14 protein-coding genes are annotated in these 12,030 nt (G+C 65.2%); 6 read left to right on the forward strand and 8 right to left on the reverse strand.

The features are described from left to right. The first annotated feature begins 63 nt into the window (after positions 1 to 63). Complete coding sequence (locus JQ573_RS29145; RefSeq protein WP_029077927.1) at positions 64 to 762, forward strand: YafY family protein; 699 nt, start codon at positions 64 to 66, stop codon at positions 760 to 762. Then, a complete protein-coding gene (locus JQ573_RS29150; protein WP_212311744.1) occupies positions 762 to 1,097 on the forward strand; it encodes a YkgJ family cysteine cluster protein in 336 nt (111 codons plus the stop codon). The genes JQ573_RS29145 and JQ573_RS29150 overlap by 1 nt, the downstream gene beginning before the upstream one ends. Before the next feature lie 91 nt (positions 1,098 to 1,188). Here JQ573_RS29150 and JQ573_RS29155 read toward each other — a convergent pair whose 3' ends face one another. Together JQ573_RS29155 and JQ573_RS29160 are read right to left on the reverse strand one after the other, a co-directional pair. Beyond that, positions 1,189 to 1,596 carry a hypothetical protein gene (locus JQ573_RS29155; RefSeq protein ID WP_212311745.1) on the reverse strand — a complete coding sequence of 136 codons (408 nt, stop codon included), beginning with the start codon at positions 1,594 to 1,596 and terminating at the stop codon, positions 1,189 to 1,191. 270 nt (positions 1,597 to 1,866) lie between these two features. After that, positions 1,867 to 2,220, reverse strand: coding sequence for a DUF3307 domain-containing protein (locus tag JQ573_RS29160; RefSeq protein ID WP_083991990.1), 354 nt, complete (start codon positions 2,218 to 2,220; stop codon positions 1,867 to 1,869). Positions 2,221 to 2,627: 407 nt separating this feature from the next. Here JQ573_RS29160 and JQ573_RS29165 point away from each other — a divergent pair, with 407 nt between their 5' ends. After that, positions 2,628 to 4,028, forward strand: coding sequence for a TAXI family TRAP transporter solute-binding subunit (locus tag JQ573_RS29165; RefSeq protein ID WP_212311746.1), 1,401 nt, complete (start codon positions 2,628 to 2,630; stop codon positions 4,026 to 4,028). Between the two features lie 369 nt (positions 4,029 to 4,397). On the opposite strand, the gene JQ573_RS29170 is transcribed toward JQ573_RS29165, so the two are convergent. Beyond that, positions 4,398 to 5,303 carry a DUF6537 domain-containing protein gene (locus JQ573_RS29170; RefSeq protein ID WP_212311747.1) on the reverse strand — a complete coding sequence of 302 codons (906 nt, stop codon included), beginning with the start codon at positions 5,301 to 5,303 and terminating at the stop codon, positions 4,398 to 4,400. Continuing rightward, positions 5,300 to 5,968: a Crp/Fnr family transcriptional regulator gene (locus JQ573_RS29175; RefSeq protein WP_176528717.1), complete on the reverse strand. Its 669-nt coding sequence runs from the start codon at positions 5,966 to 5,968 to the stop codon at positions 5,300 to 5,302. The genes JQ573_RS29170 and JQ573_RS29175 overlap by 4 nt, the downstream gene beginning before the upstream one ends. 320 nt (positions 5,969 to 6,288) lie before the next feature. On the opposite strand from JQ573_RS29175, the gene JQ573_RS29180 reads away from it, so the two are divergent. Both JQ573_RS29180 and JQ573_RS29185 read left to right on the forward strand, forming a co-directional pair. Beyond that, a complete protein-coding gene (locus JQ573_RS29180; RefSeq protein ID WP_212311748.1) occupies positions 6,289 to 7,401 on the forward strand; it encodes a cyclic nucleotide-gated ion channel in 1,113 nt (370 codons plus the stop codon). 11 nt (positions 7,402 to 7,412) lie between these two features. Continuing rightward, entirely contained in the window at positions 7,413 to 8,198 is a 786-nt protein-coding gene (locus tag JQ573_RS29185; protein ID WP_212312882.1) for an enoyl-CoA hydratase/isomerase family protein, read from the forward strand. A 322-nt stretch (positions 8,199 to 8,520) separates the two neighbouring features. On the opposite strand, the gene JQ573_RS29190 is transcribed toward JQ573_RS29185, so the two are convergent. Then, the gene (locus JQ573_RS29190; protein WP_212311749.1) at positions 8,521 to 8,955 is read right to left on the reverse strand and encodes a DUF6157 family protein; all 435 of its coding nucleotides are present in this window, start codon (positions 8,953 to 8,955) and stop codon (positions 8,521 to 8,523) included. 14 nt (positions 8,956 to 8,969) lie between these two features. Continuing rightward, positions 8,970 to 9,623 carry a glutathione S-transferase family protein gene (locus JQ573_RS29195; protein WP_212311750.1) on the reverse strand — a complete coding sequence of 218 codons (654 nt, stop codon included), beginning with the start codon at positions 9,621 to 9,623 and terminating at the stop codon, positions 8,970 to 8,972. 83 nt (positions 9,624 to 9,706) lie between these two features. Here JQ573_RS29195 and JQ573_RS29200 point away from each other — a divergent pair, with 83 nt between their 5' ends. After that, the gene (locus JQ573_RS29200) at positions 9,707 to 10,711 is read left to right on the forward strand and encodes a YafY family protein (protein ID WP_212311751.1); all 1,005 of its coding nucleotides are present in this window, start codon (positions 9,707 to 9,709) and stop codon (positions 10,709 to 10,711) included. A 15-nt stretch (positions 10,712 to 10,726) separates the two neighbouring features. Here JQ573_RS29200 and JQ573_RS29205 read toward each other — a convergent pair whose 3' ends face one another. Further along, the gene (locus JQ573_RS29205) at positions 10,727 to 11,137 is read right to left on the reverse strand and encodes a hypothetical protein (RefSeq protein ID WP_212311752.1); all 411 of its coding nucleotides are present in this window, start codon (positions 11,135 to 11,137) and stop codon (positions 10,727 to 10,729) included. A gap of 78 nt (positions 11,138 to 11,215) precedes the next feature. Then, entirely contained in the window at positions 11,216 to 11,914 is a 699-nt protein-coding gene (locus tag JQ573_RS29210; RefSeq protein ID WP_212311753.1) for a nitroreductase, read from the reverse strand. Positions 11,915 to 12,030: the final 116 nt, after the last annotated feature.

Below are 12,030 nucleotides of genomic sequence, written 5' to 3' on the forward strand. Positions count from 1 at the left end.
CGTCAAGACAGCTGCCAAAACACTGCCAAGACACCCGCCAAGAGAGCGACCAAGAGAATTGCCATGAGACGCGCCGACCGGCTGTTTCAGATCATCCAGGTGCTCCGCCGCACCCGTAAGCCTTTGACCGCGGATGCGATCGCAGCCGAACTCGAGACATCGAAGCGGACCATCTATCGCGACATCGCCAGCCTGATCGAGCAGCGGGTGCCGATCCGCGGCGAGGCCGGCATGGGCTACATCCTGGAGAAGGGTTTTGACCTGCCGCCCTTGATGCTGACACCCGACGAGATCGAGGCCTGCGTGCTCGGCGCGCAATGGGTGGTCGGTCACGCCGATCCGGCGCTGGCGCGCGCGGCCGAGGACCTGATGGCCAAGATCGCGGAGACCGTGCCGGACCGCTTACGGCCGTTCGTGCTGGAGCCGGCAAGCCGCGCCCGCTCCGCCTGGAACCGGGAGCCGGACCGCATCGACATGGTCCGGACCCGCAGCCAGATCCACGAAGGCAAGAAGATCACGCTCAACTATCGCGACGAGCATGGCCGCGATAGCGAGCGCACGGTCTGGCCGATCGCGGTCGGCTATCACGAGGCGGTGCGGTTGCTCGCCGCCTGGTGCGAGCTACGCAAGGATTTCCGTAGCTTCCGCACCGACCGCGTGGTCACCGCTGTTTATCACGACGAGAAGTACCCGGAGCGGCGCGACCTGCTCAGGGCACGCTGGCGGCGCAGCCTGGTGTGGGAAGCACCGAGGGACACCTGATGACCGGCAACGCGATTGACGCGGCGGAGGCGAGCCCCTGCCAGTCCTGCGGCGCCTGCTGCAGCTATTCGGAGAACTGGCCGCGCTTCACCGTGGAAGACGACGCGCAGCTCGATCTGATCCCAGCGCAATTCGTCAACGCGCGACAATCAGGGATGCGCTGCGAGGGTGACCGCTGCTCGGCGCTGTCAGGCCGGGTCGGCGAGGCCACGCGCTGCGAGGTCTATGCGGTGCGACCGGAGGTGTGCCGAACCTGTCTGCCGGGCGACGCAGAATGCGCGATGGCGCGGCGCCGGCACGGGCTGCCGCTCATCCCGAGCGCGCAGCCGGATTGAGCACGGCTCTTTTATTTGCGCATGATCTCCGCGCAAACGCGTTCCGCGTTTGTCGCGAGGGAAAACCGGTTTCCACTTTTCCGGATCATGCTTAAGCCGTCACAGTCACCGTCTCGCTGACGTCCTCGTCGTCGAGTTCGTCATCGACAACAGGCGCGAAGCTCGACAGCGGCTTGGTCGACAGCGTGATCGGCTTGCGGCCGCCATGCGATACGGTCGCAACACGGGCCGGCTCACGCGACAATGCGTACAGCGTCGACCCGACGCGGCCGCCGGAATTGACCAGTTCCCATTCGCTGCAGCTCGACGCAATCGCCACCGCGAGTGCGTGCAGATGGCTGCGGCGATAGCAGAACAGCGCGAGCATCGCCCTGACGTCGGGCGCGACATTGGCAACCAGCAGCGTAAGCCCGTTCGGATTGGCGCGGTACATCTGGCCGAGCAGGTCGTCCGCAACTGGGCAGGCATCGTTCTCGAACGCGTCGCGGCTTGAAAACATTTGCAAATCCCCCTCGATCGGGAAGATGCCGCGCAATCCTCTAACGAAAGGTTAACCACGGCCTCCGGTCGCCTCCGGGGGCCCTTGCCCGTTGCACGCGAATCACATCCGCCCGCCGCTGGAGCGTTTCCAAGCGAAGTGGATACCGGTCGCGTGAGGAGAGCGCGTCAAAACAAGAATCCAGAGCCCCCTTCCGATTCCATCGGAATGGAAGCGGCTCTTGCGGCCCGGTCATGGTCTGAAATGTAGGAGGAGGCGTCCGCGCGCCGCTCAGTTCGCGGCCATGTAGATCGACAGCGCGAATCCGGTGAGGTGGTGCAGCGCCTGGTCGACCCCGATCAGGGTCCAGAACCAGGGATGGCCGGACTCCAGCGTCACGCCGAAATGCGAGGCGCAGATGCCCTTGCAGCGATCGACGATGATGTGGATCACGAAGTCCACGAAGGCGACGTACCAGAAGCGCGGCGCCACCACCAGGATCAGCGCCAGCGCGACCGCGAGATGGACCAGGCAATGCGCGAGCAGCGGCATGGCCCAGCCGGTCTTCTGATCCTTGCCGATCGCCATCCAGGCGTTCTGCAGCATGAAGTCAGCGATGATGTGCTTTGCGGTGAGAAGCAACATCCATCCCACCAGGGCACCAACCGACACCGACGATGACATGGAAGGAAACAACAAGCTGACGCCCTTTTACTTCGATGAATGTGATTGCAAGAAATCCGGGTCAGGCCGTCAGCACAATTCCGCAAAGCGGAGCTTGTGTCATTTATGACATCTCCGGCGGCGGAATGCACCTGCGGTCCCCCGAAAATCACATCTGGGTTCGGACGTCGATAGTGGCGATGGTCATGTGGCATCGCGGCGCAGGTCAATCGGGATTAAGGTTACGGCGGGTGGCCGGTTTGCATTCCCGCCGCGGAGGTATATCGTCGGCGGCACAGGAAATTTTCTTTCTTTTATAGTCATTTACGGATTCATCGGGCAGCGCCGCGCCGTTGCGGCAACGGGCCGTCCCGGTCGGGTGATCAGCCATGAGTGCCGAAGCCCCCGCGCCTTCGCCAGTGCTGCCGCGACCACGCCCTCCGGTCGCCAAGAGCAACCGCGCGCAGATCATCATCTTCACCATGCTGACGCTGTTCTTGAGCGCGATCACCGTGATCGGCGGCCGGGTCTGGCTGCGCAATTCGGAAACGCTGGTGTTCGCGGTCGGCGATGCCAACGGCCCGGAGGCCAAATTCGCCGCCCGCCTCGCCACCGTGCTGAAAAACAATTCGTCGCGGCTGCGGCTGAAGATCGCGCCGAACCCCGACAACGCCAAGGCGCTGGTGCAGTTCGATCGTCGCGCCGCAACGCTTGCGATCCTGCGCACCGATGCCAAGGTACCGCCGCGCGCCCGCGCCATCGCGATCCTCGAGCATGATGTGGTGCTGGTGCTGAGCCCCGGCGGCAAGAAGATCAAGTCGCTGACCGAACTGAAGAGGAGGAAGATCGCAGTCGTCGGCGACGGCGAGAACAGCGTCAATTTCGTCCGCAGCGCGCTGGAGATTTCCGACAGCCCGGATGCGGCGCAGCGGGTGCAGCAGGCGCCGCCGAACACGCCGTTCGACAAATTGTTCGCTTCGGGCTTCGCCGCCGTGGTCGTGATCGAACATGCCTCGAAGATCATCAAGGACAAGACCTACGAGCAATATGCCAAGCGCGCCGGCGGCTTCACCTTGAACGCGATCGACGAGGCCAAGGCGCTGGCGCGCAAATATCCGGCGATCTCGGAGGAGACGATCTCGACCGGCATGCTGTCGTCCTCGCCGGCGATCCCCGACGACGACGTGGACAGCATTGGGCTGGAATGGCTGCTGGTCGCGCAATCCTCGATGTCCACGACCACGGCGGCCGAGCTCGCGCGCATCGTCTATGAGAACAAGTCCGAGCTCGCGCTCGACGACGGCTTCGCCTCCAAGATCGAGCCGGCGGCGACCGACAAGGACGCCTTCATCGTCGCCCATCAGGGCGCGGCCGAATACATCAATGACGATACCAAATCGTTCATGGATCGCTACAGCGACGTGATGTATCTCGGCGCCGCCGCGCTCAGCATCATCGGCTCGATCTTCGCTGCGATCTACACCAAGATCACCCGCGTCGCGCCGGAGAAGGCCAGCGAACTGGCGGGCCGGATCCTCGACATCGGCGAGCGCGTCGAGCACACCACCTGCGCCGAGCATCTCGACGAATTGCAGGACGAGCTCGAGGCGATCCTGCGCGGCGCGGTGATCGGCTTGCGCGACGGCACCGTTTCCGGCGACGGCCTCGACACCTTCAAGCTCGGCTACGAGCTGGTCCGCGACGAGATCGCGCTGCGCCGCGACCATCTCAAGCGCCACCCGCCGGCAGTCGATGACAATCTCGTGGTGGTGAAGACCGCGAACGGATGAGGCGGTCGCGCCAAATCCACTGCTGTCGTCCTGGCGAAAGCCAGGACCCATTGCCACCGCTTTCGGTGCCGAACGGGATCGCGGCCCCAACGTCGCGCAACAATTTGCATTTGGGGTAATGGGTCCTGGCTTTCGCCAGGACGACACTGCGTACCGGCTAGGACGAGCGGCCGCATATCAAGCGGTGAGTCGGCTCGGACGGCGCGTAACAAAGCTCTAGCTCCGTCATCCTGAGGAGCGCGCAGCGCGTCTCGAAGGATGCACGGCCACAGTCAGGCCGTCGACCCTTCGAGGGCCGCTGAAGAAGCGGCCACCTCAGGGTGACGGTCCACGTTCTCCACGTCATTGCAAGCGAGAATGTCTGCACTCTTACGGCGCCGCCGCCGGCACCCGTGCGCGAATCTCTGCGATCTTGCGCTTGAGCGAGGCCTGCCGTGGATCGGGCATGATGGCGGCGCGGGCCTCGGTGATGGCGGCGGCAAGATCGGGAAGCGCGAGCACGCCGTCGAAGGTCGGTTTGACCAGTCCGTCGATGATCACGTGCCAGTCCGCGATGCCCTGGCGATAGGGATCGCCGTAGCCCTGGATCATGGTCGCGGTCTGCACAATCGCTGAGGCCGCGCCCGGCTGCTTGGTCAGGCTGCGGTCGATCATGTGCAGCCAGCGCTCGACCCAGATGCGTTCCTTGGCGTAGCGCCCCGAGAACAGCCGCCAGCGCTTCAGGCCGGCCTCGATCCGGAGCCGGCGAACGCTGAAGCGGGTGTTGGCGCTGAAACGGATCGAGACCCGGCGGCGGCGCCAGCCGAGCCGGTCGAGCACGGCAAGCACCGGATCGGCGATCATCTCCGGCAGGGCGTCGATCAACTCGTCGAGGCGGAGTTTCTTGACGTCGTCGGCCGAGCGCGCCGCAAGGCCGCCCGCCGCGTTGACTTCGCCGAGCTTGAGCTGCGCGATGCGGATCGCGTCCTCATAGGCCATGCGCTCGGCCATCAGCCGCGCGATCTCGGCAAGCAGGGCGTCGTCAACGCCGCGGCGGCCGACGAAGCGTTTGAGCCGGTCGATGTAGAGCTGGGCGTAGCTCGTGCTCTGATAGGCGATCAACAGATGGATGGCATCGGTGACCGCGGGCCCGAGGTGGTCCGGGCAGGCGTCGGGCAGCACCGGCGGCCCCTCGTCCTCATCGCCGATGATATCGGCAAACAGGTAACGAAGCGAAGCCAGCAGACTGTCGTCATCCGGCACTGCGGCGCCTCCAGAACTCGTCGCGGGGCTCATGCAGGTTTTGGCTCCGCGACCTGTGGGGTGGCGTGCTGCGCGAGCCGCTGCTCGAGCGTCGAGATATTCTCGAACAGGCGGGCGCTGAACAGACGCAGGAGGTAGAAGCCGAACGCCGGGTTCTGAACGTAAAGCTGCTCGACCTGGTCATAGGTCACCGACAGCACCATGCCGGTTTCGACGCACTCCAGCGTCTGGGTGCGGGTGTTCGACGGCGACAGCATGCCAAACTCGCCGACCAGGGCGCCGACCGGCAGCTCGATGCCGGATTCGACCAGGCGGAAGCGGCCGCTGACAATGTAGAACATGCTGTCGGCCTTCTCGTCCTTGTAGAACAGGACTTCGCCCGCGGTGCATTTGCGCTCCGTCGTGAATGGCCTCAGCCAGTCCATCGACAGATCGCTGTTGACCGATTTCTTCACGTTGCGGACCAGTTGCAGCATCTGGTGCAGACGATAGGTGTTCACCGGCAGCAGCACGGCATGCAGAATCAGCGTCGCGTAATTATGGGTCGGGACGGCGGTCGCGATCAGGATGATGTTGGTCAGGATGGCAAAGACGCGCAACGGGATCATGGTCCGCATCGACAGCGTGGCGACCACGAAGATCGATGCGAAGAAACTGCCGGCGGCGCCGGCGTGCTCCGCGAGATGTGAGGTATCCATCGGAAACCAACCAATTTCTCAAGAAGTGAACAAGATCGCCTTATTAGTCGCTTCATTCCGGCCGAGGTCGCATCGGTGACCAGCATCCCTGATATACGGTGAAAAAGCGACGATTTGTCTGATTTCTCACATTCGCGGGCGCAAAAACGGGCCAACATGGTTAGGCCATTCGTCCAACATTTGGGACTTTCGCCGCGACCATCCCGCCACCGCCTGCGCGTTGACGGCCTCAACCGGGAGAGGCACGTTGTGACACAGGCTCCGCCATTCGCAGGGGCGCCTCAATTCCAGTAGTTCAGCGACAGGCAAGCTCCGTTCCGATGTCCAAGCCGATCGTCCTTCCGGCCTTGACGCGCTTCGTTTCCGCCACCGCCGGCCGCAACATGACCACGGCGGCCTATGTCGCGGTCACGGTCGGTGTCGCCATGATGACGCTGCTGACGGTCGCGCCGGCCTATGACACGGTCCCGCACTGGGTCGATGCGCTGCTGTGGGCCTGCCTTGCCTATTTCGTGTTCGAATGGCTGGTGCGGCTGCGGCACATGCGGCGGCAGGACAAGCTCTGGTTCTACGCGCTGTCAAGCGCTGGCGTCGTCGATGCGGTCGGTGCGCTGGCGGTGCCATTGGCCCTGCTCAGCGGCATCGAGCCGAAAACCGCATGGCTGCTCGGTGTGCTCTGGATGCTCAAGGTGGTGCCAGGCATTCCCGGCCTGCGCCAGCTCCGGCGCGTGCTCGTGGTGGAATCCGGCCCGCTGCTCAGCGTGCTGGTGATCTTCCTGATGGTGGTGTTCCTGGCCTCCGTCGCCGAATACTTCCTGGAGCGGGACGTCCAGCCGCAGACCTTCGGCAGCGTGCCGGCGGCGCTGTGGTGGGCGGTGGTGACGCTGACCACGACAGGCTATGGCGACGTGGTGCCGATCACCCCGCTCGGCCGCATGGTCGCTGCCATGGTGATGATCTCGGGCCTCGGCGTGTTCGGGCTGTGGACCGGTATTCTGGCGACCGGCTTTGCCGCGGAAACCCGCCGCGACAATTTTCTGAGAACCTGGGAGACCGTCAGCAAGGTGCCGTTCTTCGCGCATCTCGGCCCGGCCGCGATCGCCGACGTCACTCAGGTGCTGCGGACCATGGACCTGCCGCCGCGCACCATGATCATCCGCAAGGACACCAATGGCGACTGCATGTATTTCGTCGCCGCCGGCGAGGTGGAGGTCGACCTGCCCGGACGCAAGGTGAAGCTCGGCGAAGGCGCATTCTTCGGCGAGATGGCGCTGCTCGGCAACGCCAAGCGGGGCGCCAGCGTCTCGACCAGCAAGGTGACCCGGCTGTTGGTGCTTGACCTCGTCGATTTCCGCCTGTTGATGGCAAGGCATCCCGATCTCGCCGAGACCATCGACGCCGAGGCGAAGCGGCGCGAACGTGAGAACCAATGATGGAGACCAAGATGGCCGACGCGGCCGACACCGCCAGCGGACCCGTGCTCGAAATCGCGGGCGCACGCGCCACGATCCGCCTCAACCGGCCGAAGCATCTCAACCGCCTGCAGGCCGAGGATCTCGGCGAGCTGGTCAGGCTGTTCGACCGGATCGAGGCCGATCCCGCGATCCGCGTGCTGGTGCTGACCGGAACCGGCCGCGCGTTCTCCGCCGGCTACGACCTCAACTCGGTGGCCGAGCGCGCGGTGAGCGCGAGCGAGCAGCAGAGTGCGGGCTCGGCGTTCGAGGTGGTGGTCAACCGTATCGAGGATCTCTGCGTGCCGACGATCTGCCGGCTCAATGGCGGCGTCTATGGCGGCTCGACCGACCTGGCGCTCGCCTGCGACTTCCGGATCGGCGTCGATACCGCGGAGATGTTCATGCCGGCGGCGCGGCTCGGTCTGCACTATTACAAGAGCGGCATCCGGCGCTACGTCACGAGGCTCGGCGTCGACAACGCCAAGATGCTGTTCCTGACCGCGCAGAAGATTACGGCGCCGGAGATGCTGCGGATCGGCTACCTCACCGCCATGGTGTCGCTCGACCTGCTCGACGAGGAGGTCGACAAGCTCGCCACGATCCTGGCCGGCAATGCTCCGAAGGCGATGGCCGGCATGAAACGCGCGATCAACGAATTCGCCCGCGGCGAGCTGGATGAGGCCGCCGCCGACCAGCGCCACAGCGACAGCATGCGCGGCGATGAGATCAAGGAAGGCATCAAAGCGTTCGCCGAGAAGCGGGCGCCGAGGTTTTAGCTGACCCTTCGCGCTCTAACTACCGTCACCCTGAGGAGGCCGCGAAGCGGCCGTCTCGAAGGGTCGACGGCCCGGCTGGTGGCCGATTCATCCTTCGAGGCTCGCTGCGCTCGCACCTCAGGATGACGGGACTGGGAGGATGCACCGATGCTTCACCCTCCCCTGGAGGGGGAGGGTCGGCTCACATGGAGCGCAGCGGAATGTGAGACGGGGTGGGGTGATCTCTCAACGCGGGCAGTGCCCGATTGGAGAGACTTTCACCCCACCTCGCCGCTCATTTCATTCGCGTCGATCCTCCCCCTCCAGGGGAGGATAAAAAGCGTCACGCCCGCTTCGACCGCATCGCGCGCGTCTGCGCAATCTCCGGATCACCGGCCAGCGCCTGATAACGCTTGCTGTCGACGGCGTAGATTGCGATGCGGCCTTCGGCGTCGGCGTGGACGCCCCAGCCGAAACGCTTTCCGAGCGGCGAGGCGCGCATGCAGGCCTGGCCGCGCGAGAAGAACGTCTCGCGGGCGAGGCTGCGCGCCTTCTTCGCCGCCTTCGCATCGAGCGCGCGGCCGGCCGACGAGGTCGCGAACACCACGTCGTCGGAGGTGTATTTGTAGGGCGCTCCGGCGATCATCCGGTATTGCAGCACGGCAACCGTCGGCTGACCGCCACGCAGCTGCGGCTCCTCGCCGCGCTGCGCCGGGCAATCCTCGGCGACGCGGATCAGGGTGTTGAAGCAGTTGGTGCTGTACAGGGGTTTCGCCATCGGCACGATCCGTATCACACTCCGGCGGCGGCTGCATGCTGCGCCGCCATCTCGTCGTCGGCCTTCGAGATCCGGATGAAAGCCGGGCGCGCGGCGATGCGTTCGGAATAGCGGACGAAGACGTCCCTTTTCGGCACGATGCCGAACATCATGGTCCAACTGAACGCGATGCCCCAAAGGATGTCGGCCGCCGTGATCTCTTCGCCGAGCAGATAGGGCCCCTTTGCGAGCTGCGCCTCGAGGGTGCCCAGCATGGTGTCGTAATCGGCGTAGGGCGACTGCGTGATCGGCGCCGGCTCGCGCTTCATGAAATGGTCGATCACCGCCGGCTCGAACGAGGCGCCGTAATAGGCGATCCACCGCAGATAGGGGCCGCGGCGCGGGTCGTTCAGCGCGGGCGTCAGGCCCGCCTGCGGGAACAGATCGGCAAGGTAGATGAAGATCGCGACCTGCTCGGTCACCAGCGCATCGCGATGGCGGATCGCCGGCACCTTGCCGAGCGGATTGATCGCGAGATAGGCGTCCTTGCGCTGCTCTGCCGCCTTCATGTTGAGGATATGCAAATCATAAGGCGCGCCGAGCTCCTCCAGCAGCACGCGGGTGCCGGTGGCGCGGCTCTGCGGCGAGTAATACAGCGTGACGCGGTCGGTGGGGGCAACGGTGGTCATCAGCGGGTCTCCTTGCGCCGTCAGGGGCGTGGCCTCCTTATGTGCGCCTATACCTGACATCTTGTGTCAGGTATGATCGTCCCATGCGCGCGAGCCGGCTGTTTTCCATCCTCACCACCCTGCAGGCACGGGGACAGGTCACCGCACCCGAGCTGGCCGAAGCCTGCGAGGTCTCGGTGCGCACGATCTATCGCGACATCGATGCGCTCTCGGCCGCCGGCGTCCCCGTCTATGCCGACCGCGGCGCCGAGGGCGGCTATCGCCTGCTCGACGGCTATCGGGTGCGGCTCAACGGGCTGTCGCAGGGCGAGGCCGAGGCGCTGTTCATGGCCGGCCTGCCCGGCCCCGCCGCCGCACTCGGCCTCGATGTCGCGATGTCGGCGGCGCAGACCAAGCTGATGGCGGCGCTGCCGGAGAATCTTCGCCCCAACGCGCGGGGCATGCAGCAGCGCTTCCATCTCGACGCGCCGGGTTGGTTCGGCGAGACCGAGGAGCCGAAGCATCTGCGCGCCATTGCAGCCTCGGTGCTGCGCGAGACCCTGATCGAGATCCGCTACCAGAGCTGGAAGGCCGAGAAGCGGCGGCGCGTGGCGCCGCTCGGCCTCGTGCTGAAGGGCGGCAGCTGGTATCTCGCCGGCCTCGTCGACGGCAATGTGCGCACCTACCGGGTCGCGCGGGTGCTGGATTGCACCGCACTGGAGACGCCGTTCGCGCGGCCGGCGGAGTTCGATCTCGCCACCTACTGGCGCGCCTCGATCGCGCGGCTCGAGGCCGAGCTTCATCCGAACGAGGCCACGGTGCGGCTGTCGCCGTTGGGGCTGCAACTGTTCGATGCGCTGGCCCACCCTTACGTGAAGGCGCGGATGCGGCTTGCTGAAGCCGCCGACACCGACGGCTGGCGGATCGCCACCATGCCGGTCGGTAAGACGGTGTGGCACGCCGCCTCCGAATTGCTGCGGCTCGGCGCCGAGGCCGAGGTGATCGCGCCCGCGGAGTTGCGCGAGAAGATGGCGGAGCTGGCGGGCGCGATGGCCGCGCGCTATGCGGACGCGCCGCCGCGCCGCGCCGTGGCGGGACGCAAGGGTTGAGCCGCTGGGCGCATGTTAATAGCGGCTGTCGGAGCTGATGACGAAGCGGTCGAGAAAGTTGACGGGCAGGATCTCGAACCGGTCGAGCGTGAGCGTAATCCCGGTCACGAAGTCGACGCCCTTGATCGTGCCCTCGAGATCGATCCGCCGGCCGCGGCGCAGGCCGCGTGTTTCCGGATGTTGCTCGATGTCGATATAGGCATAGATCGGGTTGTCGAGCCGGGAATGGCGATGCCAGCCGCGTTGCAGGAAGCTGAATTGCAGCACGGAGCCCGCGCCCCAGTCGATCGCATCGAAGAAGCGGGTCTGCCAGGCGACGGGCTGTCCCAAGTAATGCGCGGCGATGAACGCGTCGCGCTCAAGCGCAGGCAGACGGTGCAGTTGCCAGCTGATCTCCGCCGGCGTCAGGGAGGCGTTATTCGCCATTGTTGTTCTAGTCGTTCTTCTTGTCGTTTCTTCTTGTCCTCGGCGGGAGGGTGAACCGACCTTCCCGCCTTGAGGAAACTATACATCCACAAATGTGACAGTATCCGCCACAGTTGCGCGCGACGTGCGGTAGCTGTTCACCTTGTGCGCATGATCCGCATAGCCGAACGAGATACCGCAGACAACCCGGCGATCCCCAGCCAGGTTGAAATGGCGGCGGATCAGGCCGGAATGGCGCGCGATCGCGGCCTGCGGGATGGTGCCGAGCCCGAGCGCCTGGGCGGCGAGCATGAAGTTCGAGACATAGCCGCCGCAGTCGATCGCGCCATAGATGCCGAGCGGCTCGTTGGTGTGGATCACGGCAATGTGCGGCGCGCCGAAGAAATTGTAGTTCTCCAGCGCCTGTTTGGCGTAGGCCCCCCTGTCGCCGCGCGCGATGCCGAGCGTGTTGTAGAGCTGGAACCCGCTCTCGCGGCGGCGCTCCAGATAGACCCCGACATATTCGCGCGGCGGCGTGAAGTCGTAGTCCTCGCCGAGGCCGCGCGAAGCCTCGGCATAGATCGCCTTGCGAAAGCGCTCCTTGGCCTCGCCGGAGACGATCAGGACTTCCCAGGGCTGGCTGTTGCACCACGACGCTGTGCGCTGCGCGGTGGCGAGGATGTGCTCGATGACGTCGCGCGGCACCTCGCGCGGCTGGAACGCGCGCACCGAGTAGCGCTCGTTGAGCAGGCTTTGAAGTACGTCAATGCGTTCTTGTTGGTTCACTGCAGCGTCCATTGCGCGTCCCATTGTCTGCGTAGGGTGGGTTAGCCAAAGGCGTAACCCACCGCCTCTATCGCACGTGGTTGATAGCCAATGGTGGGTTACGCTTCGCTAACCCACCCTACGTTCCC

Origin of the sequence: Bradyrhizobium sp. AUGA SZCCT0105 (genome assembly GCF_018129565.1) — a bacterium.
Lineage (GTDB): Bacteria > Pseudomonadota > Alphaproteobacteria > Rhizobiales > Xanthobacteraceae > Bradyrhizobium.

Coding starts and splice junctions, on each gene's coding strand:
- JQ573_RS29145 (WP_029077927.1), top strand. CDS start 64: ATGAGACGCGCCGACCGGCTGTTTCAGATCATCCAGGTGCTCCGCCGC.
- JQ573_RS29150 (WP_212311744.1), top strand. CDS start 762: ATGACCGGCAACGCGATTGACGCGGCGGAGGCGAGCCCCTGCCAGTCC.
- JQ573_RS29155 (WP_212311745.1), bottom strand. CDS start 1,596: ATGTTTTCAAGCCGCGACGCGTTCGAGAACGATGCCTGCCCAGTTGCG.
- JQ573_RS29160 (WP_083991990.1), bottom strand. CDS start 2,220: ATGTTGCTTCTCACCGCAAAGCACATCATCGCTGACTTCATGCTGCAG.
- JQ573_RS29165 (WP_212311746.1), top strand. CDS start 2,628: ATGAGTGCCGAAGCCCCCGCGCCTTCGCCAGTGCTGCCGCGACCACGC.
- JQ573_RS29170 (WP_212311747.1), bottom strand. CDS start 5,303: ATGAGCCCCGCGACGAGTTCTGGAGGCGCCGCAGTGCCGGATGACGAC.
- JQ573_RS29175 (WP_176528717.1), bottom strand. CDS start 5,968: ATGGATACCTCACATCTCGCGGAGCACGCCGGCGCCGCCGGCAGTTTC.
- JQ573_RS29180 (WP_212311748.1), top strand. CDS start 6,289: ATGTCCAAGCCGATCGTCCTTCCGGCCTTGACGCGCTTCGTTTCCGCC.
- JQ573_RS29185 (WP_212312882.1), top strand. CDS start 7,413: ATGGCCGACGCGGCCGACACCGCCAGCGGACCCGTGCTCGAAATCGCG.
- JQ573_RS29190 (WP_212311749.1), bottom strand. CDS start 8,955: ATGGCGAAACCCCTGTACAGCACCAACTGCTTCAACACCCTGATCCGC.
- JQ573_RS29195 (WP_212311750.1), bottom strand. CDS start 9,623: ATGACCACCGTTGCCCCCACCGACCGCGTCACGCTGTATTACTCGCCG.
- JQ573_RS29200 (WP_212311751.1), top strand. CDS start 9,707: ATGCGCGCGAGCCGGCTGTTTTCCATCCTCACCACCCTGCAGGCACGG.
- JQ573_RS29205 (WP_212311752.1), bottom strand. CDS start 11,137: ATGGCGAATAACGCCTCCCTGACGCCGGCGGAGATCAGCTGGCAACTG.
- JQ573_RS29210 (WP_212311753.1), bottom strand. CDS start 11,914: ATGGACGCTGCAGTGAACCAACAAGAACGCATTGACGTACTTCAAAGC.